The organism is Micromonospora sp. NBC_01638, from assembly GCF_045209745.1.
GTDB lineage: Bacteria > Actinomycetota > Actinomycetes > Mycobacteriales > Micromonosporaceae > Micromonospora.
Map to the genome: position 1 here is coordinate 1,125,517 of NZ_CP109273.1, position 25,475 is coordinate 1,150,991.

At 71.4% G+C, this 25,475-nt stretch carries 20 protein-coding genes and 1 tRNA gene; 7 read left to right on the forward strand and 14 right to left on the reverse strand.

The features are described 5' to 3' along the window. Positions 1–71 precede the first annotated feature (71 nt). Genes OG811_RS05210 through prmC form a run of 3 tightly spaced genes read right to left on the reverse strand, consistent with a single transcriptional unit; the run spans position 72 to position 2,278 of the window. On the reverse strand, positions 72–683 hold the full coding sequence (locus OG811_RS05210) for a phosphotyrosine protein phosphatase (RefSeq protein WP_406072540.1): 612 nt from the start codon (positions 681–683) through the stop codon (positions 72–74). Beyond that, positions 684–1,331 carry an L-threonylcarbamoyladenylate synthase gene (locus OG811_RS05215; RefSeq protein ID WP_272619657.1) on the reverse strand — a complete coding sequence of 216 codons (648 nt, stop codon included), beginning with the start codon at positions 1,329–1,331 and terminating at the stop codon, positions 684–686. Beyond that, positions 1,331–2,278 (reverse strand): peptide chain release factor N(5)-glutamine methyltransferase, encoded by a 948-nt coding sequence (prmC, locus tag OG811_RS05220; RefSeq protein ID WP_406072543.1) that lies wholly within the window; start codon positions 2,276–2,278, stop codon positions 1,331–1,333. The genes OG811_RS05215 and prmC overlap by 1 nt, the downstream gene beginning before the upstream one ends. Positions 2,279–2,351: 73 nt before the next feature. Between prmC and OG811_RS05225 the strand changes: the two genes are divergently transcribed. Next, positions 2,352–3,899: a diguanylate cyclase domain-containing protein gene (locus OG811_RS05225; RefSeq protein WP_406072544.1), complete on the forward strand. Its 1,548-nt coding sequence runs from the start codon at positions 2,352–2,354 to the stop codon at positions 3,897–3,899. A gap of 61 nt (positions 3,900–3,960) precedes the next feature. Here OG811_RS05225 and prfA read toward each other — a convergent pair whose 3' ends face one another. Both prfA and rpmE read right to left on the reverse strand, forming a co-directional pair. Beyond that, positions 3,961–5,049, reverse strand: a complete 1,089-nt coding sequence (gene prfA / locus OG811_RS05230; RefSeq protein WP_406072546.1) for a peptide chain release factor 1 — start codon at positions 5,047–5,049, stop codon at positions 3,961–3,963. A 157-nt stretch (positions 5,050–5,206) separates the two neighbouring features. After that, complete coding sequence (gene rpmE, locus OG811_RS05235; RefSeq protein WP_406072547.1) at positions 5,207–5,431, reverse strand: 50S ribosomal protein L31; 225 nt, start codon at positions 5,429–5,431, stop codon at positions 5,207–5,209. A gap of 274 nt (positions 5,432–5,705) precedes the next feature. Here rpmE and OG811_RS05240 point away from each other — a divergent pair, with 274 nt between their 5' ends. Beyond that, entirely contained in the window at positions 5,706–6,602 is an 897-nt protein-coding gene (locus OG811_RS05240) for an AAA family ATPase (RefSeq protein WP_406072549.1), read from the forward strand. 149 nt (positions 6,603–6,751) lie between these two features. Here OG811_RS05240 and rho read toward each other — a convergent pair whose 3' ends face one another. From rho to argS, 9 genes are all read right to left on the reverse strand, one after another. Beyond that, complete coding sequence (gene rho, locus OG811_RS05245) at positions 6,752–8,923, reverse strand: transcription termination factor Rho (protein WP_406072550.1); 2,172 nt, start codon at positions 8,921–8,923, stop codon at positions 6,752–6,754. A 295-nt stretch (positions 8,924–9,218) separates the two neighbouring features. Further along, the gene (gene thrB / locus OG811_RS05250) at positions 9,219–10,163 is read right to left on the reverse strand and encodes a homoserine kinase (RefSeq protein ID WP_406072551.1); all 945 of its coding nucleotides are present in this window, start codon (positions 10,161–10,163) and stop codon (positions 9,219–9,221) included. 64 nt (positions 10,164–10,227) lie between these two features. After that, complete coding sequence (locus tag OG811_RS05255; RefSeq protein ID WP_406072553.1) at positions 10,228–11,484, reverse strand: MFS transporter; 1,257 nt, start codon at positions 11,482–11,484, stop codon at positions 10,228–10,230. A 31-nt stretch (positions 11,485–11,515) separates the two neighbouring features. After that, the gene (locus OG811_RS05260) at positions 11,516–12,343 is read right to left on the reverse strand and encodes a polysaccharide deacetylase family protein (RefSeq protein ID WP_406072555.1); all 828 of its coding nucleotides are present in this window, start codon (positions 12,341–12,343) and stop codon (positions 11,516–11,518) included. A 118-nt stretch (positions 12,344–12,461) separates the two neighbouring features. After that, complete coding sequence (locus tag OG811_RS05265) at positions 12,462–15,740, reverse strand: efflux RND transporter permease subunit (RefSeq protein WP_406072556.1); 3,279 nt, start codon at positions 15,738–15,740, stop codon at positions 12,462–12,464. 152 nt (positions 15,741–15,892) lie between these two features. Next, positions 15,893–16,942: a threonine synthase gene (thrC, locus tag OG811_RS05270; protein ID WP_406072558.1), complete on the reverse strand. Its 1,050-nt coding sequence runs from the start codon at positions 16,940–16,942 to the stop codon at positions 15,893–15,895. A 135-nt stretch (positions 16,943–17,077) separates the two neighbouring features. Beyond that, positions 17,078–18,388, reverse strand: a complete 1,311-nt coding sequence (locus OG811_RS05275; RefSeq protein WP_406075534.1) for a homoserine dehydrogenase — start codon at positions 18,386–18,388, stop codon at positions 17,078–17,080. An 8-nt stretch (positions 18,389–18,396) separates the two neighbouring features. Next, complete coding sequence (lysA, locus tag OG811_RS05280; protein WP_406072560.1) at positions 18,397–19,782, reverse strand: diaminopimelate decarboxylase; 1,386 nt, start codon at positions 19,780–19,782, stop codon at positions 18,397–18,399. Between the two features lie 4 nt (positions 19,783–19,786). Next, a complete protein-coding gene (argS, locus tag OG811_RS05285; protein ID WP_406072561.1) occupies positions 19,787–21,454 on the reverse strand; it encodes an arginine--tRNA ligase in 1,668 nt (555 codons plus the stop codon). A 97-nt stretch (positions 21,455–21,551) separates the two neighbouring features. On the opposite strand from argS, the gene OG811_RS05290 reads away from it, so the two are divergent. The 5 genes from OG811_RS05290 to OG811_RS05310 all read left to right on the forward strand — a co-directional run bounded on the left by OG811_RS05290 (position 21,552) and on the right by OG811_RS05310 (position 25,472). Continuing rightward, positions 21,552–22,349, forward strand: coding sequence for a DUF3105 domain-containing protein (locus OG811_RS05290; protein ID WP_406072563.1), 798 nt, complete (start codon positions 21,552–21,554; stop codon positions 22,347–22,349). 8 nt (positions 22,350–22,357) lie between these two features. Next, the gene (locus OG811_RS05295) at positions 22,358–23,026 is read left to right on the forward strand and encodes a DUF305 domain-containing protein (RefSeq protein ID WP_406072564.1); all 669 of its coding nucleotides are present in this window, start codon (positions 22,358–22,360) and stop codon (positions 23,024–23,026) included. Positions 23,027–23,322: 296 nt separating this feature from the next. Beyond that, positions 23,323–24,015, forward strand: coding sequence for a winged helix-turn-helix domain-containing protein (locus OG811_RS05300; protein ID WP_406075535.1), 693 nt, complete (start codon positions 23,323–23,325; stop codon positions 24,013–24,015). A 92-nt stretch (positions 24,016–24,107) separates the two neighbouring features. Continuing rightward, positions 24,108–24,179: transfer RNA gene (locus OG811_RS05305), tRNA-Arg, on the forward strand. A 333-nt stretch (positions 24,180–24,512) separates the two neighbouring features. Then, positions 24,513–25,472 carry an RNA polymerase subunit sigma-70 gene (locus tag OG811_RS05310; RefSeq protein WP_406072565.1) on the forward strand — a complete coding sequence of 320 codons (960 nt, stop codon included), beginning with the start codon at positions 24,513–24,515 and terminating at the stop codon, positions 25,470–25,472. Positions 25,473–25,475: the final 3 nt, after the last annotated feature.

A 25,475-nucleotide genomic window follows, 5' to 3' on the forward strand; every position in this document is an offset into this window, starting at 1 on the left:
CGTTCAGAATGACCCGGAACGCCCCTTCAGCCCTGGGTTTTCCCCAAACCCGGAGGAAACTCGCACCGCGCTCAGGGCAGCAGTGCGCCGGCCAGCGGGTGGACCGTCTCCTCGATCTCGTCAGCGACCCGGTTGAAGCACTGGTCGCCGCGACCCCACGGGTCGTCCAGATCATCGGTGGGCAGCGCCGACGCGCCCAACCGGGCATCGTGAGCCGCCGCCACCAGGGCCACACCCCTGGCGTACACGGCCTCCGGGGTCGCCTCGTCCGACGGCAACCCGGCGGCGTCCACCGCAGCCAGCAGCCGGCCGAACTCACCCAGCACGAACGTGCGGGCCGCCGCGTCCGGGCGCAGCGCCACCACGTACTCCTGCTGGTCGGCGGTGGCGGTCAGGACCAGGTCGGCGGCGTCGATGTGGTCCGAGCGCAGCTTGCGCGCGGCGAACCCCTCGACGTCCCCACCACGGCCGGTGACCTGCCGCGCAGCCGGCGGGTTCATCTCCTCGCCCGCGTGCCAACCACCCGTGCCGGCGCTGTGACTGTGCACCAGCTCCTCGGCCCCGGCCGGGTCCTGCGCACGCCGCGTCAACCGTTCCCGCACCGCGAGGGCGAGCAGCCGCTCCGCCATCGGCGAACGGCAGATGTTGCCCATGCAGACGTGCAGGACCGTGAACGGGGGCACTCAGACCCCCCGGCCGTCGATGAGATCCGGCACCACGTCGCGCAGCTTCTCCAGCGGGATCGCCCCGGCCCGCAACAGCTGCGGCACCTCACCGGTCAGATCCACGATCGTGCTGGGCACCGGGTCCGGGCACGGCCCGGCCTCCAGGTATGCCCGCACCGAGTAGCTGAGCTGGTCACGCGCCTCCTCGGCGGTCACCGCGGCGGGCTGGCCGGTCTTGTTGGCCGACGAGACCGCCATCGGGCCGGTCTCGCGCAGCACCTCCAACGCCACCGGGTGCAGCGGCATCCGCACCGCCACCGTGCCCGTCTTGTCGCCGAGGTCCCACTGCAGGCTCGGCGAGTGCTCGACCACGATGGTCAACGCGCCAGGCCAGAACGCCTCCACGAGGTCCCGTGCGGCCGTGGGCAGCGAGAAGACCAACCCGTCCAGGGTGTGCCGCGAGCCGATCAGCACCGGTGGTGGCATCTGCCGCCCCCGGCCCTTGGCGTCCAGCAGCGCCTTGACCGCGTACGGGGTGAACGCGTCCGCGCCGATCCCATACACGGTGTCCGTCGGGAGGACGACCAGCTCGCCGTTCTTGACCGCCTCGATCGCCGCAGCGATGCCGCGGTCCCGATCGGCGGGCGACCGGCAGTCGTAGAGCATCACAAGGAGTCAGTCTGCCACGCCGCCCCGATCGGGGCGTGCTGGCCGTCCGCCCGTCGGGACGCGGTGGCGTAGCGGGGGCGTCCGGTGAGGTCCAGATGCTCCGTGACGGCGGTGAACCCACCGTCCTCGGCGAGCAACCCGGGCACCGCCGCGCCGTGTGTGTCGTCGTGCTCGACCCCGAACACGCCGCCCGGACGCAGCAGCACCGCCGCCCGGGTGACGACCGGCCGGATCACCGCCAGCCCGTCCGCTCCGCCGAAGACCGCCTCCGCCGGATCGTGCTCGGCGACCTCCGGCGGGACCGTTACAGCGTCCGGCACGTACGGCGGGTTGCAGAGCAGCACGTCCACCCGGCCCACCAGGTCCGCCAGCAGGTCCGGCGCGGTCACGTCGGCCTCGACCACCTCGATCGGCCGGTCCCCCGCCGCGGCCCGCTCCGCCGCGTTGCGCCGCAACCAGGCCAACGCCGCCGGGGACCGCTCCACCGCGATCACCCGTGCCCCCGGCAGCTCCTGAGCCACCGCCAGCGCGATCGCGCCTGAGCCGCTGCACAGGTCGACCACCACCGGGTCGGGCCGGCCCTGGGCCTGCTCGACGCCCCAGCCGGCCAGCAGCTCGGTCTCCGGCCGCGGCACGAAGACACCCGGGCCGACCGCCAGTTCGAGGTGCCGGAACCCGGCCCGGCCGGTCAGATGCTGCAACGGCTCGTGCCCGGCACGACGGCGGGTCAGGCCGTCGAGCCGCGCCACCTGGTCGGCGTTGAGGTCGTCGGCGAGCGCCAGCCGACCCCGGGGCACCCCCAGCACGTACGCGGCCAGCATTTCGGCTTCCGCCCGGGCCGAGCCGACCCCGGCGGCGGCGAGCGCGCGGGCCGCTCGGGCCACCGCGGCGGACGGGCGGATGGGACCTGTCCCTTCGGGGGGGTGTTGCGGCAGAGTGCTCACGACATAATCATGAAGCGTCGCGGGCGACGTGACGAACAGGTGCGCCCAGGCGCGCACGACAGGAGGTTGGCGGGTGGGCTGGCTCGACCGGGTCGAGGACCAGGTTGACGCCCTCACGCACGCCCGGGCGTTGCAGGAGGCCAGTCGTTCCGCAGAGTCGTACGTCCTGCTTGAGGGTGTGATCCGCACCACCAACGACCCGGCGGCGCGAGCGGACGCGTTGGTGCAGCGCCTCTCCGCACTGATCAATCTCGGTCGGACCGCGGAGTTCACCCGGGCCATCGAGGAGGCGTCGGCGGCGGTCCGTGACCTCGCCGAGCCATACCTGCACGGGCACCTCAACGCGCTGGCCGCGCTCGCCGCGCACCACCAGGGCGCACTGGACCGCTGCGTCACGCACCTCGTCAGAGCCGCCCGGGCGCTCGGCGCCGTGCAAGACCCGGACCGGGACACCGCCTGGGGCTGGCACGACCTGGCCATGGCCTACAGCTACCTCAGCTTCCACGGGTACGCCCTGGGCGCCATCGAGCGGGCCCGGCAGCTCGGGCTGACCGCCGGGATCCCGGAGGAGACGTTCGCCGCACCGGGCATCCGGCTGCGTAACGCCGTGGCACTGGACCACAACGGCGACAGCGACGGCTGTCTGCGGGTGCTCCGGGACGTGGCCGCCGACCTGGCCCGCTTCGTCCGCACCGGGCGGGCCGGCCGGCTGCGCCCGAGCAGCCTCGCCGCGTACGGCTACGCGGCGGCCCGACAGGCCGCGCTCGGCGACCAGGTGGAAACCGACGGGGACGTCGAGCCAGCCCGGCTGATCAGCCACGGTGGGGACAGCTCCCGCGCCCGCGACATGCGTCAGCTCGGGCAGGTGTGCCTCGCCGTCGCCGACGGGCGGCCGATCGAGGCGGTCACCCGATTGGACACGATCCAGGTGTCCACCGAGACGCTCGGGGCGGCCGAGCCGGCGCGGCTGCGCAGCATCGCGCTGGCCCGTGCCGGGGACCACCTGGCGGCGCACCGGGCCGACCGGCTGGCGTTCCGGCTCGCCGCCGGGCGCAACGACCGGCTGCGGGACGTCTACATCGACGGCATCGCCGCCCGCATCGACCACGAGGAGATGCGCCGCGAGGCGGCACGGTTCGAGGGCGAGGCGTTGACCGATCCGCTCACCGGGCTGCCCAACCGGCGCCGGCTGGAGCGGTACATCACCGCCGTGGTCACCCGCGGCGAGCGGGTGGTGATCGGCGTCTGCGACCTGGACGGCTTCAAGGCGGTCAACACCCGCCACGGGCACCACTCCGGCGACCTGGTGCTGCAACGCATCGCCGGGGTGATCAACCGGGTGATGCGCCGGGGCGACTTCGTGGCCCGCTACGGCGGTGACGAGTTCGTGGTGGTCCTTCCGGACACCGGCATGGCCGAGGCCGCCGAGGTGGCCCGCCGGATCGAGGCCGCCGTCGGACTTGAGGACTGGGAGTCGCTGGTGCCGGGGACCCCGGTCGGGGTGAGCATCGGCTTCGCGGAGGTCTCCGGCGGCAGCGGGCTACGCCACGCGCTCAGCGTCGCCTTCGAGCAGGCCGACCGGGAAATGCTCCGCGCCAAGTCCCGACCCCGCGCGAGCTGATCGCCCGCGCCTTCGACGTCGCGCCTGGCCGGTCGGCCGCGCTGGTCGGCCGCGCTCGCCGTCAGCGGCGGGTGAGCTCCGTGTCGCCGGCAAGGCGGGCCGCGCGGTCGGCCTCGGTGAGAGCGTCCAGCACCCCGTCCAGCTCGCCGGCGAGTGCCAGGTCCAGGTTGTACGCGGTGTAGCCGATCCGGTGGTCGGTGATCCGGTTCTGCGGGAAGTTGTAGGTGCGGATCCGCTCCGAGCGGTCCATCGTGCGCACCTGCGCCTTGCGGGCATCCGAGGCGGCGGCGTCGGCCTGCTCCTGGGCGGCGGCGAGCAGTCGCGCCCGCATGATCCGCATCGCCTGCTCCCGGTTCTGCAACTGGGACTTCTCGTTCTGGCAGGAGACGACGATGCCGGTCGGCAGGTGGGTGATCCGCACCGCCGAGTCGGTGGTGTTCACCGACTGGCCGCCCGGGCCGGACGAGCGGAACACGTCGATACGCAGGTCGTTCTGGTCGATGGTGACGTCGACGTCCTCGGCCTCCGGCAGCACCAGCACACCGGCGGCGCTGGTGTGGATCCGGCCCTGCGACTCGGTGACCGGGACGCGCTGCACCCGGTGCACGCCGCCCTCCCACTTGAGTCGCGACCAGACGCCGTTGCCACCCTCCGGCACACCCTTGGTCTTGATCGACAGGGAGACGTCCTTGACGCCGCCGAGGTCGGAATCCTGTACGTCGATCACCTCGGTGATCCAGCCGTGCCGCTCGGCGTACCGGGTGTACATCCGCAGCAGGTCACCGGCGAAAAGCGCCGACTCCTCGCCACCCTCACCGGCCTTGATCTCGACGATCACGTCCTTGGCGTCGTGCGGGTCGCGCGGAATGAGCAGCTCGGCGAGGCGTTCCTCCAGCACCGGCAGGGACACGGCGATGGCCTCCGCCTCACCCGCGAAGGACGGGTCCTCGGCGGCCAACTCGCGAGCCGCAGCCAGGTCGGCACGGGCCTGCTCCAGCTCATCGGCGGCCTTGTGCAGCGGTACCAGCGCGGCGTACCGGCGGCCGACCCTGCGCGCAGTGGCCTGGTCGGCGTGGATGGCCGGATCGGCCAACCGCTTCTCCAGCTCCGCGTACTCGTCGAGGAGGCCGGCCAGACGCTCGCTGCTCATGCTGCGGATGCTCCTTCGACGGTGCGGTGCCAGACGGTGCGGTGCCAGACGGTGCGTGCCAGCCGCGCCGGAAGGCCGGCGGCCAAGCGAAAACTGCGCCAAACGCGGACGGCGCCCACGTCCGGCGGGAAACCGGACGCGGGCGCCGAACGAGGAGTTACTTGGCCTTCTTGGCCTGGACCTTGGCGTACTTCTGCTGGAACTTCGCAACCCGGCCGGCGGTGTCGAGAACGCGCTGCTTACCGGTGTAGAACGGGTGGCAGGCGCTGCAGGTCTCGGCGTGGATCGCCCCGCCCTTGGCGGTGCTGCGGGTCGTGAACGTGTTGCCACAGGAGCAGCTGACCTCGGTGGTCACGTACTCCGGGTGGATGTTTGGCTTCATCTCGCTCGGTCCTCTCGTTGGTGGTCGCCGGGTCGCCGTCATCGCTCGTCGCGCCGTACGCGACGGGCTCGGGCGTGAACCGGAACCGGTGGCCGATTGACCAGTCTGCCATGGGCCTGAGCCAACCCGGCAATCGGGCCGCACACCTCGTCCGGCATCGTCAACACATGCCTCACCGTCCGCATTCCCGCCCCCCGGCCGGGCATTCGCCCACCTGGCGGACCGCCGCCCGGTACCCCGCCAGGGGTACGCCCGTCGAGCCGGAGGTGTGCCGATGACCCGCCTGATCGCCACCCGGGGACTGCCCGCCTCGGGTAAGACAACGTTCGCCCGCACGCTCCAGCCGTCCGTTCTGCGGGTCAACCGGGACGACCTGCGCCGAATGCTGCACGGCGAGCGGCTCTTCACCCAGTGGGCCGAGGCGCAGGTGACCGCCGTACAGCGGGCCCAGGTCGAGGCGCTGCTGCAGGCCCGAGCGGACGTCTGCGTGGACGACACCAACCTGCGCGCACGGACGCTGCGGGGTTGGGCCGACCTGGCGGCCCGCTACGGCGCGGAGTTCGAGGTGCACGACTTCACCGACGTACCGCTGGCCGAGTGCCTGCGCCGCGACGCCGCTCGCCCGGCTGCCGACCAGGTCGGCGCGGACGCGATCCGCCGGCTGCACGAGCGGTACCTGGAAGGGCGGGCACTGCCGTTGCCGGTGCCGCAGGCCCGCACCGGGCCCCCCGCCGTCGTGCACCCACCGTCGGCCGAGCCACCGGAGATCGTCCTGGTGGACATCGACGGCACCGTGGCGCTGGCCGTCTCCCGCAGCCCGTACGACATGACCCGGGTGGGCGAGGACCAGCCGAACTCGGCGGTGATCGCGGCGGTCCGGGCGATGCACGCCGCCGGATACGGGGTGGTCTTCTGCTCCGGGCGGGACGCCTCCGCCCGCGCGGCCACCGAGGCGTGGCTGGCCCGGCACGTACGCGTTCCCTACCTCGGCCTGCACCTGCGCGCCATCGGCGACTCACGCAAGGACTCGATCGTCAAGCGGGAGATCTACGACCGGGAAATCCGGGACCGTTACCGGGTGGCCGGTGTCTTCGACGACCGCGTCCAGGTGGTCCAGATGTGGCGAGCCCTCGGCCTCACCGTCTTCCAGGTGGCCGACGGCGACTTCTGAGAGGGGCGTCGGTGCCGGACCGTGGTCTCCGGCGCGCGGGGCACGCGGTGGATCGGGTTGGGTCAGTCAACCGGGGTCGGAGCGGGCTGGACACGAGAAGGGGCACGGCCCTGACGGCCGCACCCCTTCTCGTGGTCACCCGGGGATGGTTACTCCCCCGGCGTCGACTTCGCGATCTGCATCAGGAACTCGATGTTGGTGCGGGACTGCTTGAGCCGGTCCAGCAGCAGATCCATCGCTGCCTGCGAGTCCAGCGAGTGCAGCACCTTGCGGAGCTTGTGGATGATGGCCAGCTCTTCCGGTGCGAGCAGGACCTCTTCCTTACGGGTACCGGACGGGTTGATGTCGATGGCCGGGAAGGTGCGCTTGTCGGCGATCTTCCGGTCCAGCTTCAGCTCCGCGTTGCCGGTGCCCTTGAACTCCTCGAAGATGACCGTGTCCGCCATGGACCCGGTCTCCACCAGCGCCGTGGCGATGATGGTCAGCGACCCGCCGTTCTCGATGTTGCGGGCCGCGCCGAGGAAGCGCTTCGGCGGGTAGAGCGCGGTGGAGTCGATACCACCCGACATGATCCGGCCGCTGGCCGGCGCCGCCAGGTTGTACGACCGACCGAGCCGGGTCACCGAGTCGAGCAGCACGACAACGTCGTGTCCAAGCTCGACGAGGCGCTTGGCCCGCTCGATGGCCAGCTCGGCCACCGTGGTGTGGTCCTGCGGCGGACGGTCGAACGTGGCCGCGATGACCTCGCCCTTGATCGACCGCTGCATGTCGGTGACCTCTTCGGGCCGCTCGTCCACCAGCACCACCATCAGGTGGCACTCCGGGTTGTTGCGGGTGATCGCGTTCGCGATCGCCTGCAGCACCATCGTCTTACCCGCCTTCGGCGGTGACTGGATGAGTGCCCGCTGGCCCTTGCCGATCGGCATGACCAGGTCGATGACCCGGGTGGTCAGGATGTGCGGCTCGGTCTCCAGGCGCAGGCGCTCCTGCGGGTAGAGCGGAGTGAGCTTGTAGAACTCCGGCCGGCGCCGCGCCTCCTCCGGCTCCATCCCGTTGATCGTGTCCAGCCGCATCAGCGGGTTGTACTTGTCCCGCCGCTGGTCGCCGCTGTTGCCAGCCTCGCGGGCCGCCCGCACCGCACCGGTGATCGCGTCACCGCGGCGCAGGCCGTACTTCTTGATCTGGGACATCGAGACGTACACGTCGTTCGGGCCGGCCAGGTAACCGGTCGTCCGCACGAAGGCGTAGTTGTCGAGCACGTCGATGATGCCGGCCACCGGGACGAGAACGTCGTCCTCGCTGACCTGCGGCTCACGCCCACCGGTGTCGGCACCGGTCTCGGTGCGCTCGCCGCGCCCGCGGCGACGGTCCCGGAAACGGCTGCGCCGGCCGCGCCGGCCGCCGCTCTCGTCGTCGTCGTCGCTGTCCCGCTCGACACGCTCGACACGCGGACCACGGTCGTTGCGGTCGCCCCGGTCGTTGCGCTCGGGACGGTCGTTGCGCTCGACACGCTCGCCCCGGTCAGAACGCTCGCCCCGGTCGTTACGCTCGACACGCTCGGCACGCTCGCCCCGGTCGTTGCGCTCGCCACGGTCCGCCCGCTCGGTCCGCTCCGGACGCTCGGCCCGCTCCGGACGCTCGGCCCGCTCCGGACGCTCGGCCCGCTCCGGACGCTCGGTCCGCTCGGCGCGCTCCGGACGCTCGGCCCGGTCCGGACGCTCGGCACGCTCGGCCCGCTCCGGACGCTCGGCCCGCTCCGGACGCTCGGCCCGGTCGCGGCGGTTCTCGCCACGGTCGGCCCGCTCGCCGGCTTCCGCCTCGTCGGTACGCGCCTCGCTGGGACTTGCCTCAGTGGGACGCGCCTCAGTGGGACGGGCCTCAGTGGGACGGGCCTCAGTGGGACGGGTCTCCGCCGCCGCGGTCCGACTCCTCCGGGTGCGACCACGGCCCTCGGTCTCGGCGGCCGGCTCGGACGGCGCCTGCTCGGCACTGCGCCCTTCGGCTGCCGGCCGGTCGGAGGTCTCCCGCACCTCGGCGCGCACCCCCTCACGGGTCGGAGCGGCCGCGGCCGCGACCTCGGCCCGCGGTCGAGGGGTCCCGGCGGCGTTGCCGCCCTGCCGCTCGGAAATCGCGGCGATCAGCTCGCCCTTGCGCATGCGAGCCGTGCCGGAGATGCCGAGCGACGCAGCCAGGCTCTGCAGCTCTGGCAGCAGCATCGCCGACAGACCGGTGCCGCTACGCCGACGACGGGCGGGAGCGGCGGCGGTGGCATCGCCAGCGACGTTGGAAACATCCGACGTCACGTCGGTGGTGTCGCTCAATGGATTCCTTCCCTCGATAAAGGCCGGGACTGCCCGGAGTCGGAGCTCAGGTGGCCGGGCGGCCTCGGTGCACCCGCCTCGCAAGGACGCGTCGCGGGAGTCTGTGGCACAGCAGCCGGTCGGTATCCCGACTCACCAACGTCGGTGAGCAGGTCTCGCCGTCTGCGCGACCGGTGGAAACTGCGGTGCGGCGTGGGCCTTTGGCAGGGGTGACGGGCTGACCGCCGAGAGCTTCGGGGTGCGCCGACCCGCAGGAGATCGCGTGCTTCGCGGCTGTGCTAGGCCTAGAGCGTAATCAACTCTTCCGACCTGCGGCAACAGGGTCCCGCTCGGCGTGTCCAAGTCTACCCCGTGCAAGCCGGGCGCCGCTGACGTCTATCGGTAACTGCCAGATCTGCCAGGCTGTTCCCACTGGGAAGCTCGCCGGAGGCTCGCTGAGCGCCAGCACAGTCGGACCCGCCCCACTGACCACAGCCGCCACACCGGCCGCTCGCAACGCGTTGACCAGGGCAGATGTGCCTGGCATGCCGGCTGCGCGGTAATCCTGGTGGAGCCGGTCGACGGTGGCCGGCAGCAGTAGGGCCGGGTCGGCGGTGAGCGCGTGCACCAGCAGTGCCGCCCGCCCAGCGGTCAACGCGGCGTCACCATGGGGCACGGTGGCCGGCAACACGGCCCGCGCGGTCGCGGTCAATCCACGCTCGGCCGGGACGAAAACAGTGGGCCGGACCCCGTCGGCGACCGGCAGGGACACTGCCCGGGCACCGGTCGACTCCGACCAGGCCAACGTGAAGCCGCCGAGCAGGCACGGCGCGACGTTGTCGGGATGGCCCTCGATCTCGGCGGCCAGCCGTAGCGCGCCCGCGTCGTCCAGCCGGTGCTCGCCGTCGGTCACCAGGGCACGGGCCAGCAGCACCCCGGCGACGATCGCGGCGGACGAGGAGCCCAGCCCACGCGCGTGGGGGATCCGGTTGACGCACTCCACACTCAGCCCCTCGGGGTGCGCGCCGAGCACGTCGAAGGCGGCCCGCATGGCCCGCACCACCAGGTGCTGGTCGTCGTCGGGCAGCTCGCCGGCACCCTGCCCGGTCACCGTCACCCGGACCCCGCCCGACGCGACCTCGGCGGCCACGTCGTCGTAGAGCCCGAGGGCGAGACCCAGCGCGTCGAAGCCCGGGCCCAGGTTGGCGCTGGTCGCGGGGACCCGGACACGGACCGGCCCGGCAGTGAAGTTCGTCGGCACGCGTTCATGCTAGGGCTCGGCACCGACGGTTCGGTTTCGAGCCCGCAGCCTGGGACCGCCCGCGTCAGCCGGCCGGGTCCGGAACCGGCTCGGCGACCGGGTCGGTGAGCGGGTCGGTGAGCGCGAGCCCGCGGGTGGCGATCCGCCAGCCGACCGCGTACACGAGGGTGACCAGCCCGCAGCCGGCGAGCACCACCCGTTCGTCCACCACGTCCACCACCAGGGCCACCGCCAGCTGGCTCACCGAGATCGCCAGGGTCGCGAACATCATGTCGGTGGCGAAGACCCGCCCGCGCAACCGGTCCGGGACTTCGCCCTGCAGGGCGAAGTTCGACATCACCCAGTTGCTGCCGCCCGCGAAGTGCCCCACGAAGACCAGCAGCAGGACCAGCGGGAACCAACGGGCCACCGATGCGCCCAGGTAGGACAGGCCGTAGAGCGACATCGACAGCGCGAGCCCGGGCAGCAGCCAGGCCCGGTTCGTCAGCACCCGACGCATCAGGATGGGCCCCACCAACGCCCCGGCCCCGCGCACCGCGAAGAGCAGGCCAGCTCCGAGCGGGCCGACGCCGTACACGCCAGCCAGCAACGGGAACACGGTCAGCACGCCGTTGCCCAGACCCACCGCCGACTTCACCGTGACCAGCGCGAGCACCCGGGGACGGTGACCGATGTAGCTGAGCGCCTCGCGGACGGCCGTCCAGGTCCGCTGGGCCGGTTGGTCGGTGTCCCGCGGTGCCTGCAACGGCCGGCGGATCCGCGTGGCGAGGCCGGCGGCCAGCGCCAGGCTGACCGCCGCCACCCAGAAGCAGACGTACGGGCCGGCAGCGGTGCTGAGCACGCCACCGAGCGAGGCGCCGACCACGGTCATGGTGCCCCAGGCCGAGCCGGCCACGGCGTTGCCGGCGGCCAACTCGTGTGGCTCAAGCACGTTGGGCAGCGCCGCCTGGGCAGCCGGCGAGTAGAAGGCCTTGGCGACCGCCACCACGCCGATCGCGACCAGCGCCAGCCACGCCGATCCGGCGCCGCGCACGCCGAGCAGCAGCAGGACGCCCGCCAGCGCGGCCACGTTCGCCGCAATCATGATCTTTCGGCGGTCGAAGCGGTCGGCGATCGTGCCGGTGTACGGCAGCAGCAGCGCCACGATGCCGGTGTCCACCGCCAACACCAGCGCGCCCCAGACCCCGCTGCCGGTCAGGTGCGGCAGCAGCACCAGCAGCGGCACCATGACGAACCAGTCGGCGCCGAAGACCACCAACTCGGCGAGGAACAGATTGCGAAAGCTCCGATTGCCGGTGAGGACCGAGAGGGTGCTTGCCACGGAGCGGGACCCTACCCGTTCCAGGTGCGGGCTAGGCCTTCCCCAGCAGCGCAGAGACGGTGACGAAGGTGTAACCACGCGACCGAAGTCCGTTGATCATGTCGGGCAGGCCGCGCAGTGCGACCAGCCGCCGGCGCGCTCCCACATCGTGCCCGAGCACGATCGTTCCCGGTCGGACACCGGCCACGATCTGTTGGGCTTGGCCGGCCGGATCGTCGGGGAACTCGCGCTCCACCATCTGCAACGACCAGAGCACCAACCGATAGTCCAGCCGGGCCGCCGCGTGCAGCACCGCCCCACCCAGGTGGCCGTACGGCGGCCGGAGCAGTCGGGGTGACACCCCGGTCACGTCGGCGATCGCGTCGTGGCTGCGGCGCAGGTCGTCGTACGCCTCGGTGGCGTCCAGTTCGGCCAGGTCCCGGTGTTCCCAGCTGTGGTTGCCCACCTCGTGCCCGGCGAGCCGATCGCGGATGACGTCGGCGTGCCGCCGGACCTGCGACCCGACCAGGAAGAAGGTGGCCGGAACCCGGTGCTGGGCCAGGGTGTCGAGCACCATCGGAGTCCACTGTGGTGCTGGGCCGTCGTCGAAGGTGAGGGCCACCAGTCGCTGCCCGGTCGGCCCCGACCAGACGACCTCCACTGCGCCGGAGCCGACGCTCTGGTGTCCGCTGCCGAGGGTGGCACTGGCCGGGCCGCCGGCGAGCGGAATCCGACGGTTGGTCCTCCACCATGCCTCGGACGCGCCCGCGCCGATGGCCACCCCACCGGCGACCAGCAGGCCGCGGCGCAGTAGGTCGCGCCGCCCCCACCCGCGCCCGCCCCCGGTCATCCGTTCCTCCTGCTGCACCCGCACCCCCACCCCAGGAGTATGCAAGAAGCGTTGCAAAGCGTGGCCGGCGGTTCGGAGTGTCTCGGCCGGTGAACCTGGAACGCCCCCGGCAGAACCCTGCCGGGGGCGTTCCGAGATGCCTTCCGACCTACTCGGTCGGCTCCGACGGAGGCAGTGGCGAGGTGCGGCTACGGGGAAGCCGCAGCACCTCGAACTGGTCCGTGCCATCCACCAACGCGCCGGACGGAGCCGGTCGCCCGGCCGACTGCGAACCCCCGACCGCCACCGGTGCAGGGGCATCGCTCGGCACCGCGACCTGGTTCGGGCCCGCCACCTCGTCGGTCTCCGCCGCGGTCACCGCCGGCTCTCCGGAGCGCCGCCGACTGCGCCGATCCCGCAGCGATCCCTTGGTGTGCTCCACCATCGTGTACAGCGTCGGCACCAGGATCAGCGTGAGCAGCGTCGAGCTGAGCAGACCACCGATCACCACGACCGCCAGTGGCTGAGAGATGAAGCCACCCTCACCCGTCAGGCCGAGCGCCATCGGCAGCAGCGCGAAGATGGTCGCCACCGCGGTCATCAGGATGGGGCGCAGCCGGCGTCGACCGCCCTCGACAACCGCCTCCCGGACCCCCATGCCCTGCGCCCGGTACTGGTTGATCAGGTCGAGCAACACGATCGCGTTGGTCACCACGATGCCGACCAGCATCAGCACACCGATCAACGCCGGCACGCCGAGCGGCGTCCCGGTGATCAGCAGCAGGCCGATCGCACCGGTCGCCGCGAACGGGATGGAGATCAGCAGGATCAGCGCCTGGGTGAGGCTGCGGAACGTGGCCACCATGATCAGGAAGACGATCGCGATCGCGGCCAGCACCGCCAGGCCCAGGTCACCGAAGGCATCCGCCTGATCCGCGCTGACGCCACCGATGGTGAAGCTCGCGCCCGGCACATTGATGCCGTCCAGCCGCTTCTGCAACTCCTTGCTGGTCGCGCCCAGATTCGAGCCCGTTGCCGCGCCGGTCACCGACACGCTGCGCTCACCGTCGATCCGGGTGACCTGCTGCGGCCCCTCGCCCTGCGTGACGTCCGCGATGTCATCAAGCTTGACCGGACCCACCGGCAGTGCCCGCAGCTCCTCCACGGTCACCGGTGGCTGCGTGCCGAGCCGCAGCACCACGTTCTGCTGCTGGCCGTCGAGCGCGACCTGACCCAGTGGCGCTCCCCGGAACGCCTGCGACACGAGTTGCCCCACCGCGGCCTCGGTGAGCCCGGCCTTGCCAGCGGCGACCCGGTCGACCGTCACGTCGACCCGCGGCACCCGCTCGGCCAAGCTGGTGGAGACGTCCTCGACGTCCGGGACACCAGCCATCGCCGCCCGCGCCTCCTCGGCGGCCCGGGTCAGCACCTCCGGGTCGCTCGCCTGGACGATCACCTCAAGCTGACTGGTCGACGCCTCCTGCCCGCCACCAAAGCTGATCTCACCCACGCCGGTGCCGAGCTTGTCGAACTCCTTGCGCAGCACCTCCCGCATCTGCTTCGCGTCGGTGTCACCGTCGAACGCCAGCGACCAACTGGCGACGTTGCTGCCGCCGCCGCCCGCCCACGGGTTGTCCCCACCGCCCACGGTCACCTGGTACGTCTCGACGCCCTTGGTGCCCGACAGCACCGACTCGACCTGCTTGGCCGCCGCGGCGGTGGCCGCCAGGCCACTGCCGGCCGGCAACTCCTGGCTCATGTTGAGGGTGTCCTGGCCGGAGTCGTCCAGGAAGTTGGTCTCCACCTTCTGCGCGAGGCCGAAGGTGCCGAAGAGCACCAGCAGGCCGAGCCCGACGGTGATCCAGCGGGTCGACCACTGGCGGGTGGCGAACCCGATCACCGGCAGGTACGCCCGCTGCAACGGGCTGCGCAGCTCCTTCTCCTCCGCACCGCGCCGCACCGCCTCGTCGTCCGCGGTGCCGCCGCGCGGCTTGAGGAACCAGTACGCGAGCACCGGGATCACGGTCAGCGACACCAGCAGCGAGGCGAGCAGTGCCACCGTCACGGTGATCGCGAACGGCGCGAAGAGTTGGCCCACGAACCCGCCGACCAACGCGATCGGCGCGAACACCGCCACCGTCGTGAGGGTGGACGCCGTCACGGCGCCGGCCACCTCGCGGACGCCGGTGATGATGGCGTGCCGCTTCTCCTCGCCGTACTCCAGGTGTCGTTTGATGTTCTCCAACACCACGATCGAGTCGTCCACCACCCGGCCGACCGCGATGGTCAGCGCCCCGAGGGTGAGCAGGTTGAGCGAGTAGTCGCCGATCCACAGGGCGATCAGCGCCACCAGGACGGAGAGCGGGATGGAGACCGCGGTGACCACCGTCGAGCGCACCGACAGCAGGAAGACCAGGATGACGATGACCGCCATCACCAGGCCCAGCAGACCCTCGGTGGTCAAGGACTCGATCGACTTCTCGACGAACGGCGCCTGGTCGAAGACCACGGTCAGCTCCGCGCCGGAGGCGTCCTTCAGGTCAGCGAGCCGATCACGGATCTCGTGCGAGATCTGCACGGCGTTGCCGTCCGGTGCCGCGGTGACCGCGATGCCGAGGCTGTCCTTGCCGTTGGTCCGGGTGATCGCGGTGGCCGGAGCGAGCTGCTGCACGACCGTCGCCACGTCCCCGAGGCGGACGGGTGCCGCGCCCGGGGCGACCACGATGCCGCGCAGGTCCTCCAGGGTGGCGATCGGCGTGCCGACCTGCACCGGAAGGGCCAGTGCACCGTCGGTCACCGTGCCGGCCGGAACCGCCACGCCGTTCGTCTTCAGTGCCGCGCCGATCGCCGTCGGCTGGATCTGCGCTGCGGCCAGCTTCGCCGGGTCCGGGGTGACCACCACGACGTCATCGCGGGTGCCGGTCACCTCGACCGCGCGTACCCCCTCAATGCCCTTTAACTCCGGCACCACTGTCGCGCGCAGCTTCTCGGCGAGCGCCCGCTCGTCCGTTGCACCAGCCGCGGCCAACACCACCGCCGGCAGGTCGTCGGTGCTACCCGCGATGACCTGCGGGTCGACGCTCTCCGGCAGCTGGGAGTCGATCCGGCTCAGCGCGGTCTGCATCTTGTTGACCACGTCGTCCAGGTCGGTGCCGAACTCGTACGTCACCTGGACGGTGGCTGATCCCTCACGGGACGTGGAGGTGACCTTGTCCAGCCCCGGGATGCCCTGAAGGGCGTTCTCGATGGGCTCGGTCACCTGCGACTCGACGATCTCGGGCCCGGCACCGGGGTAGGGGGCCACGATGAACGCGGCCGGGAATTCGAGCGACGGCAGCAGTTGCTGCTTCAGCGATGGCACGGCGAACGCTCCGAAGGCCGTGATCACCACCGCGATGAGGGCGACCAGCCCTCGGTTGGCGAGGCTGAATCTGGCGAGCAGCGACATCGGCCTGGCTCACTCCTGAACGAGAATGCGGGCGGGGATACCCGAAAGTGTGCCGGACTCGATCACCCCGACCCCCGCCGCCCCCACGCCGTTCCGCCGCCGACTGCCGCCCGCCGTCACCACCGGCCCGCACAGACGGGCGCTGGCCGCACTCAGGCCAGGTCGAGGGCGCGGGCCGCGGCCATCGGGTCGTTCGCGATGGTCAACGGCGCCGGCGCGGTGGAGATCGCCCATTCCGGGTCCTTCAGCCCGTGGCCGGTCACCGTGCAGACCACCGTCGAACCGGGGGGCACCGCGCCCGCCGCGGCCTGCTGAAGCAGGCCGGCCACGCTGGCCGCGCTGCCCAACTCGACGAAGACCCCCACCTCGCGGGCGAGCAGCCGGTACGCGGAAAGGATCTCCCGGTCGGTCACCGCAGCGATCAGACCACCGGAGGCGTCCCGGGCATCCAACGCCTTGGTCCAGCTCGCCGGGTTGCCGATCCGGATCGCGGTGGCGATGGTCGACGGCTCCGGCACGACCTGACCGGTCACGATCGGGGCCGCCCCGGCGGCCTGGAAGCCATACATCTTCGGCGTCCGGGTGGTGGCGCCGGCGGCCTGCTCCTCCGAATATCCCATCCAGTAGGCGGAGATGTTGCCGGCGTTGCCGACCGGCAGGCAGTGGATGTCGGGGGCGTCACCGAGCGCCTCGACGATCTCGAAGGCGGCGGTCTTCTGGCCGTGCAGCCGGTCGATGTTGACCGAGTTGACCAACGCGACCGGGTGATCCTGAGCCAGCTTCGCGGCGAGCGCCAGGCAGTCGTCGAAGTTGCCACTCACCTGGAGCAGCTTCGCGCCGTGCACCAGCGCCTGGGCCAGCTTGCCCAACGCGATCTTGCCCTGCGGCACCAGCACCGCGCAGGTCAGCCCGGCCCGAGCCGCGTACGCCGCGGCGGAGGCGCTGGTGTTGCCGGTGGAGGCGCAGATGATGGCCTTGTTGCCGGCCTCGACCGCCTTGGACACCGCGAGGGTCATCCCCCGGTCCTTGAACGAGCCGGTCGGGTTGGCGCCCTCCACCTTGAGGTGCACGTCGCACCCGATCCGGGCGGACAGCACGGGCGCGGGCAACAGCGGAGTGTTCCCCTCGTGCAGCGTGACGACCGGCGTGGCCGCGGTGACCGGCAGCCGATCCCGGTACGCCTCGATCAGACCACGCCACATGTCGTTCTCCTCGCCTCTACCGCCGCGCCGACCCGAGCACCAGGACACCCTGGACCAGCCTGCCGGAGTGCCCCGTGGCAGGCCCCGGGATACCCATCTGGCGGGACGAGCGAGCCGTCCCACCCGTACAACGACTCAGACCCCGCCCTCGACCCGCAGCACACTGGTCACCGACCGGACAATGTCCAGACCGCGCAGCTCGCCAACGGTCGCGGCGAGCGCGGCGTCCGGTGCCACATGGGTGACGATGACCAGCTCGGCGTCGCCGTCGCGGCCGGGCGGCCCACTCGCCGAGCCCTGCCGAACGGTCGCGATCGACACGTCGTGCCGGGCGAACACGCTCGCCACCGAGGCCAGCACACCTGGGCGGTCGGCCACGTCGAGGCTGACGTGGTAGCGGGTCAATGCCTCGCCCATCGGCCGGACCGACAGATCCGCGTACGCGCTCTCACTGGCCGCGCGCACCCCGGCGAGCCGGTTGCGGGACACCGCGACCACGTCACCGAGCACGGCGCTGGCGGTCGGCGCGCCCCCGGCGCCCCGACCGTAGAACATCAGCTGCCCGGCCGCGTCCGCCTCCACGAAGACCGCGTTGAACGCGTCGCCGACGCTGGCCAGCGGGTGGCTGCGCGGGATCATCGCCGGGTGCACCCGGACGCTGACCGTCTCCCGGCCGGTGGGGTCGACGCCCCGGGCCGCGATGCAGAGCAGCTTGATCGTGCAGCCCATCGCCTGGGCGCTGGCCATGTCCGAGGCGGTCACCTCGGTGATGCCCTCGCGGTGCACGTCGGCGGCGCCGACCCGGGTGTGGAACGCCAGCGAGGCGAGGATCGCCGCCTTCGCCGCCGCGTCGAAGCCCTCCACGTCGGCGGTCGGGTCGGCTTCCGCATACCCCAGTTCGGTGGCCTCCTCCAGCGCCTCGGCGAAGCCGGCGCCGGTGGCGTCCATCGCGGAGAGGATGAAGTTGGTGGTGCCGTTGACGATGCCGGTGACCCGGTTGATCCGGTCACCGTGCAGCGACTCCCGCAGCGGGCGCAGCAGCGGGATGGCCCCGGCCACGGACGCCTCGTAGTAGAGGTCGCCACCGCCCTCGGCCGCCGCCTCGTGCAGGGCCACGCCGTCCTCGGCGAGCAGCGCCTTGTTGGCGGTGACCACGCTCTTGCCGGTGCGCAGCGCCTCGACCAGCCAACCTCGGGCGGGCTCGATGCCGCCGACCACCTCGATCACCACGTCCACGTCGTCGCGCTTGATCAGGCCGAGCGCGTCGGTGGTGAACAGGTCCTCATCGACCGGCAGGTCGCCCCGGTCGCGGCCGAGCCGACGGACGGCGATGCCGGCGATCTCCAGCGGAGCGCCGATCCGCGCGGTCAGGTCGGCCGACTGCTCGTGCAGCAGTCGGACCACCTCCTGGCCGACCGTGCCACAACCGAGCAGTGCCAAGCGCACAGGTGACGTCATCCCACATCCAAAGCGAGCAGGTCCTCTTCGGTCTCCCGCCGGACGATCAGGCGTGCCTTGCCGTCGCGCACCGCGACAACCGGTGGCCGGGGCACATGGTTGTAGTTGCTGGCCATGCTCCGGCAGTACGCACCGGTGCCGGGCACCGCGACAAGATCTCCGGGCTGCACGTCGGCGGGCAGGAATTCATCCTTCACCACGATGTCCCCGGACTCACAGTGCTTTCCCACCACGCGGGCGAGCAACGGCTGGGCGCCCGAGGCGCGGGAGGCCAGCGTCGCCGAGTAGGACGCGTCGTACAGGGCGGTGCGGATGTTGTCGCTCATCCCGCCGTCGACGCTGACATACGTCCGGATGCCGTCGAGGTCCTTGACCGTGCCGACCTCGTAGAGGGTGAACACGGCCGGCCCGACGATGGCCCGCCCCGGTTCGATCGACAGGTGCGGCACGGCCAGGTTCGCCGCCGCGCACTCCGAGTCGACGATCTTGCGCAGTCGCTTGGCCAGGTCCGGTGGAGTGGCCGGGTCGTCCTGGGTGGTGTACGCGATGCCGAAGCCGCCGCCCAGGTCCAGCTCGGGCAGCTCCACCCCGCGCGCGTCGCGGATCTGCGACTGCAGGGTGAGCACCCGACGGGCCGAGACCTCGAAGCCGCTGGCGTCGAAGATCTGCGACCCGATGTGCGAGTGCAGACCGCGCAGCTCCAGCACACCCTCGTCGAGGATCTTGAACGCGGCAGCGGCGGCCGTCCCGCCGGCCAGCGAGAAGCCGAACTTCTGGTCCTCGTGGGCGGTGGCGATGAACTCGTGGGTGTGCGCCTCGACGCCGACGGTGACCCGGACCAGCACCCGGGGTCGGACCCCCCGCTCGCGGGCCAACGCGGTGAGCCGGTCGATCTCGGTGAACGAGTCGACGATGATCCGTCCCACCCCGGCATCCAGCGCCCGGGTCAGCTCGGCGACGGACTTGTTGTTGCCGTGGAAGCCGATCCGTTCCGGCGGCATTCCGGCGGAGAGCGCGGTGGCCAGCTCACCTCCGGTGCAGACGTCGAGGTGCAGCCCCTCCTCGGCGATGATCCGGACCACCGCCCGGCAGAGGAACGCCTTGCCCGCGTAGAAGACGTCCTCGGTCGGGAAGGCCGCCCGGAAGTCGCGGCAGCGCGACCGAAGGTCGGCCTCGTCGAGGACGTACACCGGGGTGCCGAACTCGGCCGCGATGTCGCGGACGCTCAGGCCCGCGACGGCGACCGCGCCGTCGGCGCCGCGCGTCACCGACCGCGGCCACAGCGTCGGCAGCAGGGCGTTGACGTCCTCCGGGGCACGCAGCCAGGCCGGCCCCCGGTTGCTGATGTCCGCGTGCAGCGCACCAGCCTCGTGAGCGCGCATGTCGTCACATCCTCTCGGGGGCGGAGACGCCGAGCAGGTGCAGGCCGTTGGCGATCACCGTGCGGGTGGCGTCGTTGAGCCAGAGCCTTGCCCGGTGCAGGTCGGTGACCTCCTCGTCGCCCAACGGCAGGACCCGGCAGTTGTCGTAGAACCGGTGGAAGGAGGCCGCGACGCTCTCCTCCAGGTAGCGGGCCACCCGGTGCGGCTCCCGCAGCTCGGCGGCGGTGGCCACCACCGCCGGGAACTCGGCGAGCGCCTTGAGCAGCTCGTTCTCCTTCTCGTGCCCGAGCAGCTCGGGGCGGAAGGCGTCGGCGTCGCCCTGGACGAGCCCCACCTCGGCGGCGTTGCGGGCCACACCCGCCGTCCGGGCAGCCACGTACTGGACGTAGTAGACCGGGTTGTCGCGGGTGGCCCGGGTCCACAGCTCCACGTCGATGTCGATCGGGGAGTCGCTGGAGTAGCGGGCCAGCGCGTACCGGGAGGCGTCGACGCCGATCGCGTCCACCAGGTCCTCCAGGGTCACCACGGTGCCGGCCCGCTTGCTCATCCGCACCGGGGCGCCGTCGCGCAGCAGGTTGACCAGCTGGCCGATGAGGATCTCCAGGTTGCGCTCCGGGTCGTCGCCGAAGCAGGCCGCCATCGCCTTCATCCGGCCGAGGTAGCCGTGGTGGTCGGCACCCAGCATGATCACGACCCGCTCGAAGCCGCGCTCCCGCTTGTCCAGGTAGTAGGCGCAGTCCGCGGCGAAGTAGGTCCACTCGCCGTTGGACTTGCGCAGCACCCGGTCCTTGTCGTCGCCGAAGTCGGTGGTGCGCAACCAGGTGGCGCCCTCGGACTCGTAGAGGTGCCCCTGCTCGCGCAGCCGGGTCAACGCGAGGTCCAGCTCGCCCCGGTCGTGCAGGTCCTTCTCGTTGAAGTAGGTGTCGAACTCCACCCCGAAGTCGCGCAGCGAGGAGCGGATCTCGTCGAACATCAGCGCGACGCCCTCGATCCGGAAGACCTCCTGGGCGGCGTCGTCGTCGAGGGTCAGCACCTCCGGCCGGCGGGCCTGCACCTCGGTGGCGATCTCGGCGATGTACGCCCCGCCGTAGCCGTCCTCCGGCGCCGACTCACCCTTGGCGGCGGCGAGCAGCGACCGGGCGAACCGGTCGATCTGCGAACCGGCGTCGTTGAAGTAGTATTCCGTGCCGACGTCGGCACCGGTGGCCCGCAGCAGGCGGCTCAACGCGTCGCCGACAGCCGCCCACCGAACCCCACCGATGTGCACCGGCCCGGTCGGGTTGGCCGAGACGAACTCCAGATTGATCTTTTCGCCGGCGAGCCGGTCGCTGCGGCCGTACTCCGCGCCGGCCTCGACGATCACCCGGGCGAGCTGACCGGCCGCGGCTGCGTCGAGCCGGATGTTCAGGAAGCCCGGCCCGGCGATTTCAACCGATTTGACACCCGGCGTCCGGCCCAGCTCGTCGGCCAGGGCGGCGGCCAACTCCCGGGGCGGGACGCTCACCTTCTTGCTCAGTTGCAGAGCGAGCGTCGAGGCGTAGTCGCCATGCTCGGGGTTGCGCGGTCGCTCCACCACCGTGCGCTCTGGCAGAGCTGCGCTGTCGAGCCCGCGTTGGTTGAAGACGGCGTGGGCGGCGGCAAGGACGACCGAGGCGAGTTCTGCAGGAGTCACCCAACCATGTTATCGGGGGTAGACTCGGGCACTCGGTGGCTACCCTGCGCGTCATCCGGCCCGCCACTCCCCTGACCGACCGACCTGACGAGGCACGATGAGCATCAGCACCTCCGGTGGCCCTGAGCGCCGCCCGACCGTGGTCAGCACCGGCAAGAAGCCGGCAGCGGGCCGCCCGGCGTCCGGCGCCAAGGCCGGCCCCGCCAAGCCGGCGGGCTCCCCGCGGGCCGGTGGCAAGGGCCCCCGCAAGCCGATCAGCCCGGTCAAGGTGAGCCAGGGTCGGGCCTGGGGCCCGATCGCGCTCTTCGTCGCGGTGGGCGTGCTCGCGGCCGGCATCATCGGCTACGGCGCCTGGGCGTCGTTCCAGGGGGCCAAGCCCTGGGACAAGCGGGCCAACGCCATCGAGGGCATCGTCAACATCCGCAAGACCGACAAGGCGAGCCTCGACTACGAGTCGCACAAGTCGGGCCCGCTGACCTGGAACTACTCGCCGCCGGTGGGTGGCGTGCACAACGCCGCCTGGCAGAACTGCATGGGTGACGTGTACGACGCCCCGATCGCCAGCGAGCACGCGGTGCACAGCCTGGAGCACGGCGCGGTGTGGATCACCTACCGCCCGGACCTGCCCCAGGACCAGGTCGACAAGCTCGCCGGCAAGGTGCGCGGCGTCGAGAAGACGCTGATGAGCCCGTACGAGGGCCTGGACAAGCCGATCTCGCTGCAGGCCTGGGGCTACCAGCTCAAGCTCGACAACGCCGACGACTCGCGGATCGACGAGTTCATCAAGGACCTGCGGGTGAACGCCTCCGTCGAGGGCCCGACGGCGCTGTGCAACACGGGTATCACCGCCACCGGCACCACGCCGCGTGAACTTCAGCAGCAGCCGACCCAGTAAGGACTGCGATGACTGCCCCCGCCACCACCGACAGCGAACACGACGAGTTCCCGACCGCCCTGGACGAGGGTGGCCGGGACCCGGCGCGGCGCTACGGAGTGCTCGCGCTGGCCGCCCTGCTGGTGGTGGGGCTACTTCTCGGGTACGCGGGCGGTCTGCTCACTCCGCGGCTCACCCGACCCGGTGACGCCTCGGTCGAGGCGGGCTTCGCGCGGGACATGACGACACACCACGCGCAGGCGGTGGAGATGAGCCTGATCGCGTACCGGTCGGCGACGCTGCCCGAGGTGCGGCAGATCGCCGTCGACATCGCCACCGCGCAACAGGGTGAGATCGGGGCCATGCAGACCTGGCTGCGCGAATGGGAGCTGAGCCCGACCGGGTCGCAGCCACCGATGTCGTGGATGTCCGACGGGACCACCGTCAAGGACGGGCTGATGCCGGGCATGGCCACACCGCAGCAGATGGCCGCCCTGCGCGACGCCCAGGGCATCGAGGTCGACCGCCAGTTCCTGGCCTTGATGTACAACCACCACCTGGGCGGCATCCACATGGTCGACGCCGTGCTTGACGAGACCGACAACGCCGAGGTGGCGCGGGTGGCGCAGACGATGAAGTCCACCCAGCAGACCGAGCTGAACAACCTCCGGCAGCTCCAGGCGCAGGCCAAGGGCTGATCGACCGGACGGGCGTACCGGGCCCGCGTCACCGCCGCACACCGGCGGGGCGCGGGCCCGCGTCATTGTCGGCGCACGGCGAGACGCAAGCCCGAGGCGCCGGCCGTGATCGACTCGGCAGCAAGAAATCGGGCTGTCGAGGCGGCCAGGACACCCCGATTTCCAGGACTCCGAGTCGATCGTGACTGCCTCCTGCCCCCTATGGGCGTTTTGCGCGGCACAGGCGATTACGTTGCTTAGAGAGTTTTCTCCCCACATATCGTGACCAGTTGCGATTCGTGCTCGTTGCCCAAGACGTGGGGGTTGCACTCAGAGACGCACGGCGTTCGGTCACCAGTTGGTGCCGACGCCACACCATCGGTGGTGACGGGGCGGTGGCAGCCGTCCGTCGCGGACAGCGGCAGAGCGAGCCGGGAATGCTCAGCCGCGAACAGGAACTCGAACTGATCGACACACTGCGGGGCGTCCACCCCGACGAGTTCGGCCTGGACGAGGAGTTGTGGACTCGGCAGAGCCTCACGACGCTCATCCAACGGCGATTCGAGTTGCCGCTGGACGCTGGCGCGGTCGGGGCGTACCTGCGGGCCTGGGGGTTGGGTCCGCGGGAGCCGCGCGAGCGGGCCTGCGGGCTCTGCGTCAGCGCGGTCGAGCGCTGGGTCCGCAGCGAGTACCCAGCGATCACCCGAGCCGCCCAGGAGCACCTCGCGGAGGTCTACTGGATCGGCCGGATCCGGCTGCGCGGCACCATGCCGGCAGCCGACGTGATCTCCGCGGTCTCTTCCCGCGGCCGGGTCCGCTTCATGATCACCACGCCGACCGTCGACCCGCCGCTCCCCCGCGACTTCGTGTTGCGGCTCAGCGGTGCGGAGCAGCGCACCGTGCACCTGATCGTGGACGGCTCCTGGCCGCGCAACGAGTGGCCGCGCCGGCTCCCCCGGCGAATCGTCCTGCACCCGCTGCCCAGTTGCGGGCGGGCGATCGCGGCCTGAGCACCGGGTGGGCCGGTCGCCGACACGATCGGCTCACCCGATACCGATTCGGCGTACACGGAGGAGGTTTGCTAGTCTTCTCCAGTCGCTGAGCCCCCGTAGCTCAGGGGATAGAGCACCGCCCTCCGGAGGCGGGGGCGCAGGTTCGAATCCTGCCGGGGGCACGTCACAGAACTGCAGACGCGCAACGCGACCGGCCGATCACTGATCGTAGAGGCCAGTTTCGCGTTCGAGTAGACGTTTAAGGATGCCCCCGGCCGAGCGGCTGGGGGCATCCTCGCGTTGGCTCGGTGTACGGGCGCGGAACGCGCCGGGATCGCTGCTACATGTTGACTGGCGGTACGACCGCAGCCCGGCCAGGCTTGGTCGAGGTGACCGGCGGGATCGCTCCTATCGCGGCTGCCCACCGTAATTTGGTGTGGCTCTCATCCGGCATGCGTCCTGCCTGATTTCGGCAAGTTGAAGTGGCCCCGGTTCGGCATTCTGAAGTGGCCCCGGTGGTTCGCTCAGGCGATACGGCGCGGTTTGCGCTCATCACGGAGCGCCACCGGCGTGAGCTGCAGATGCACTGCTACCGGATGCTTGCGAACTACGAGGACGCCCAGGACATGACGCAGGAGACGTTCCTGCGAGCGTGGAACAAGCGGGAGTCGTTCAAGGGCCACGCTGCGCTGCGGACCTGGCTGTACCGGATCGCGACGAACGTCTGCCTTGACTTCCTGGAGAAGCGCAATGACCGCACACCCGTACCGTCCGGGCTGTCGGACCCCGGCTCCGAGGTGCTGTACCTGCAGCCGTACCCCGACCGGATGCTCCCCGAGGACCCGCAAGAATCGGTGGTGGCGCGGGAGACGATCGAGCTGGCGTTCATCGTCGCCGTCCAGCACCTGCCGCCGCGGCAGCGGGCGGTGTTCATCCTGCGCGACGTCGTCGGCTGGCCGGCGTCGAAGGCCGCCGACGCCCTCGATCTGACCATCGCATCGGTGACCAGCGCGCTGCAGCGGGCGCGCGTGACGATGCGCGAGCAGCTGCCCGACCGCCGCCTCGACTGGCGGAGCCCCGCCGCCCACGAGCTGTCGAATGACGAGCGCGGCGTGGTGAAGTCGTACATCGACGCCCATGAGCGCAACGACCTCGACGGGCTGATGTCCCTGCTGCGCGACGACCTGCGCTTCGTGATGCTGCCCGAGGCGGGCACCTCGGTCATCACGGCCAAGGACGCGGTGGACGGCTGGGTCTCCGGTGGGCTCTTCCAGCCCGGCTACGACGACTGGCGCTGTATCGCCACGACGGTCAACCGCATGCCCGCCGCCGCGCTGTACCTCCGCACCCCTGACGACCCGGAGTACCGGTTGTTCAACATCGCGGTCCTGCACATCGTCGACGGGAAGATCGCCGAGCTCACCGGATTCGACGCCACCGACAAACCATGGCTGGACCTGCCCCCAACACTGTGATCA

Coding starts and splice junctions, on each gene's coding strand:
- OG811_RS05215 (WP_272619657.1), bottom strand. CDS start 1,331: ATGCTCTACGACTGCCGGTCGCCCGCCGATCGGGACCGCGGCATCGCT.
- prfA (WP_406072546.1), bottom strand. CDS start 5,049: ATGAGCAGCGAGCGTCTGGCCGGCCTCCTCGACGAGTACGCGGAGCTG.
- rpmE (WP_406072547.1), bottom strand. CDS start 5,431: ATGAAGCCAAACATCCACCCGGAGTACGTGACCACCGAGGTCAGCTGC.
- OG811_RS05240 (WP_406072549.1), top strand. CDS start 5,706: ATGACCCGCCTGATCGCCACCCGGGGACTGCCCGCCTCGGGTAAGACA.
- OG811_RS05265 (WP_406072556.1), bottom strand. CDS start 15,740: ATGTCGCTGCTCGCCAGATTCAGCCTCGCCAACCGAGGGCTGGTCGCC.
- thrC (WP_406072558.1), bottom strand. CDS start 16,942: ATGTGGCGTGGTCTGATCGAGGCGTACCGGGATCGGCTGCCGGTCACC.
- lysA (WP_406072560.1), bottom strand. CDS start 19,782: ATGCGCGCTCACGAGGCTGGTGCGCTGCACGCGGACATCAGCAACCGG.
- OG811_RS05290 (WP_406072563.1), top strand. CDS start 21,552: ATGAGCATCAGCACCTCCGGTGGCCCTGAGCGCCGCCCGACCGTGGTC.
- OG811_RS05295 (WP_406072564.1), top strand. CDS start 22,358: ATGACTGCCCCCGCCACCACCGACAGCGAACACGACGAGTTCCCGACC.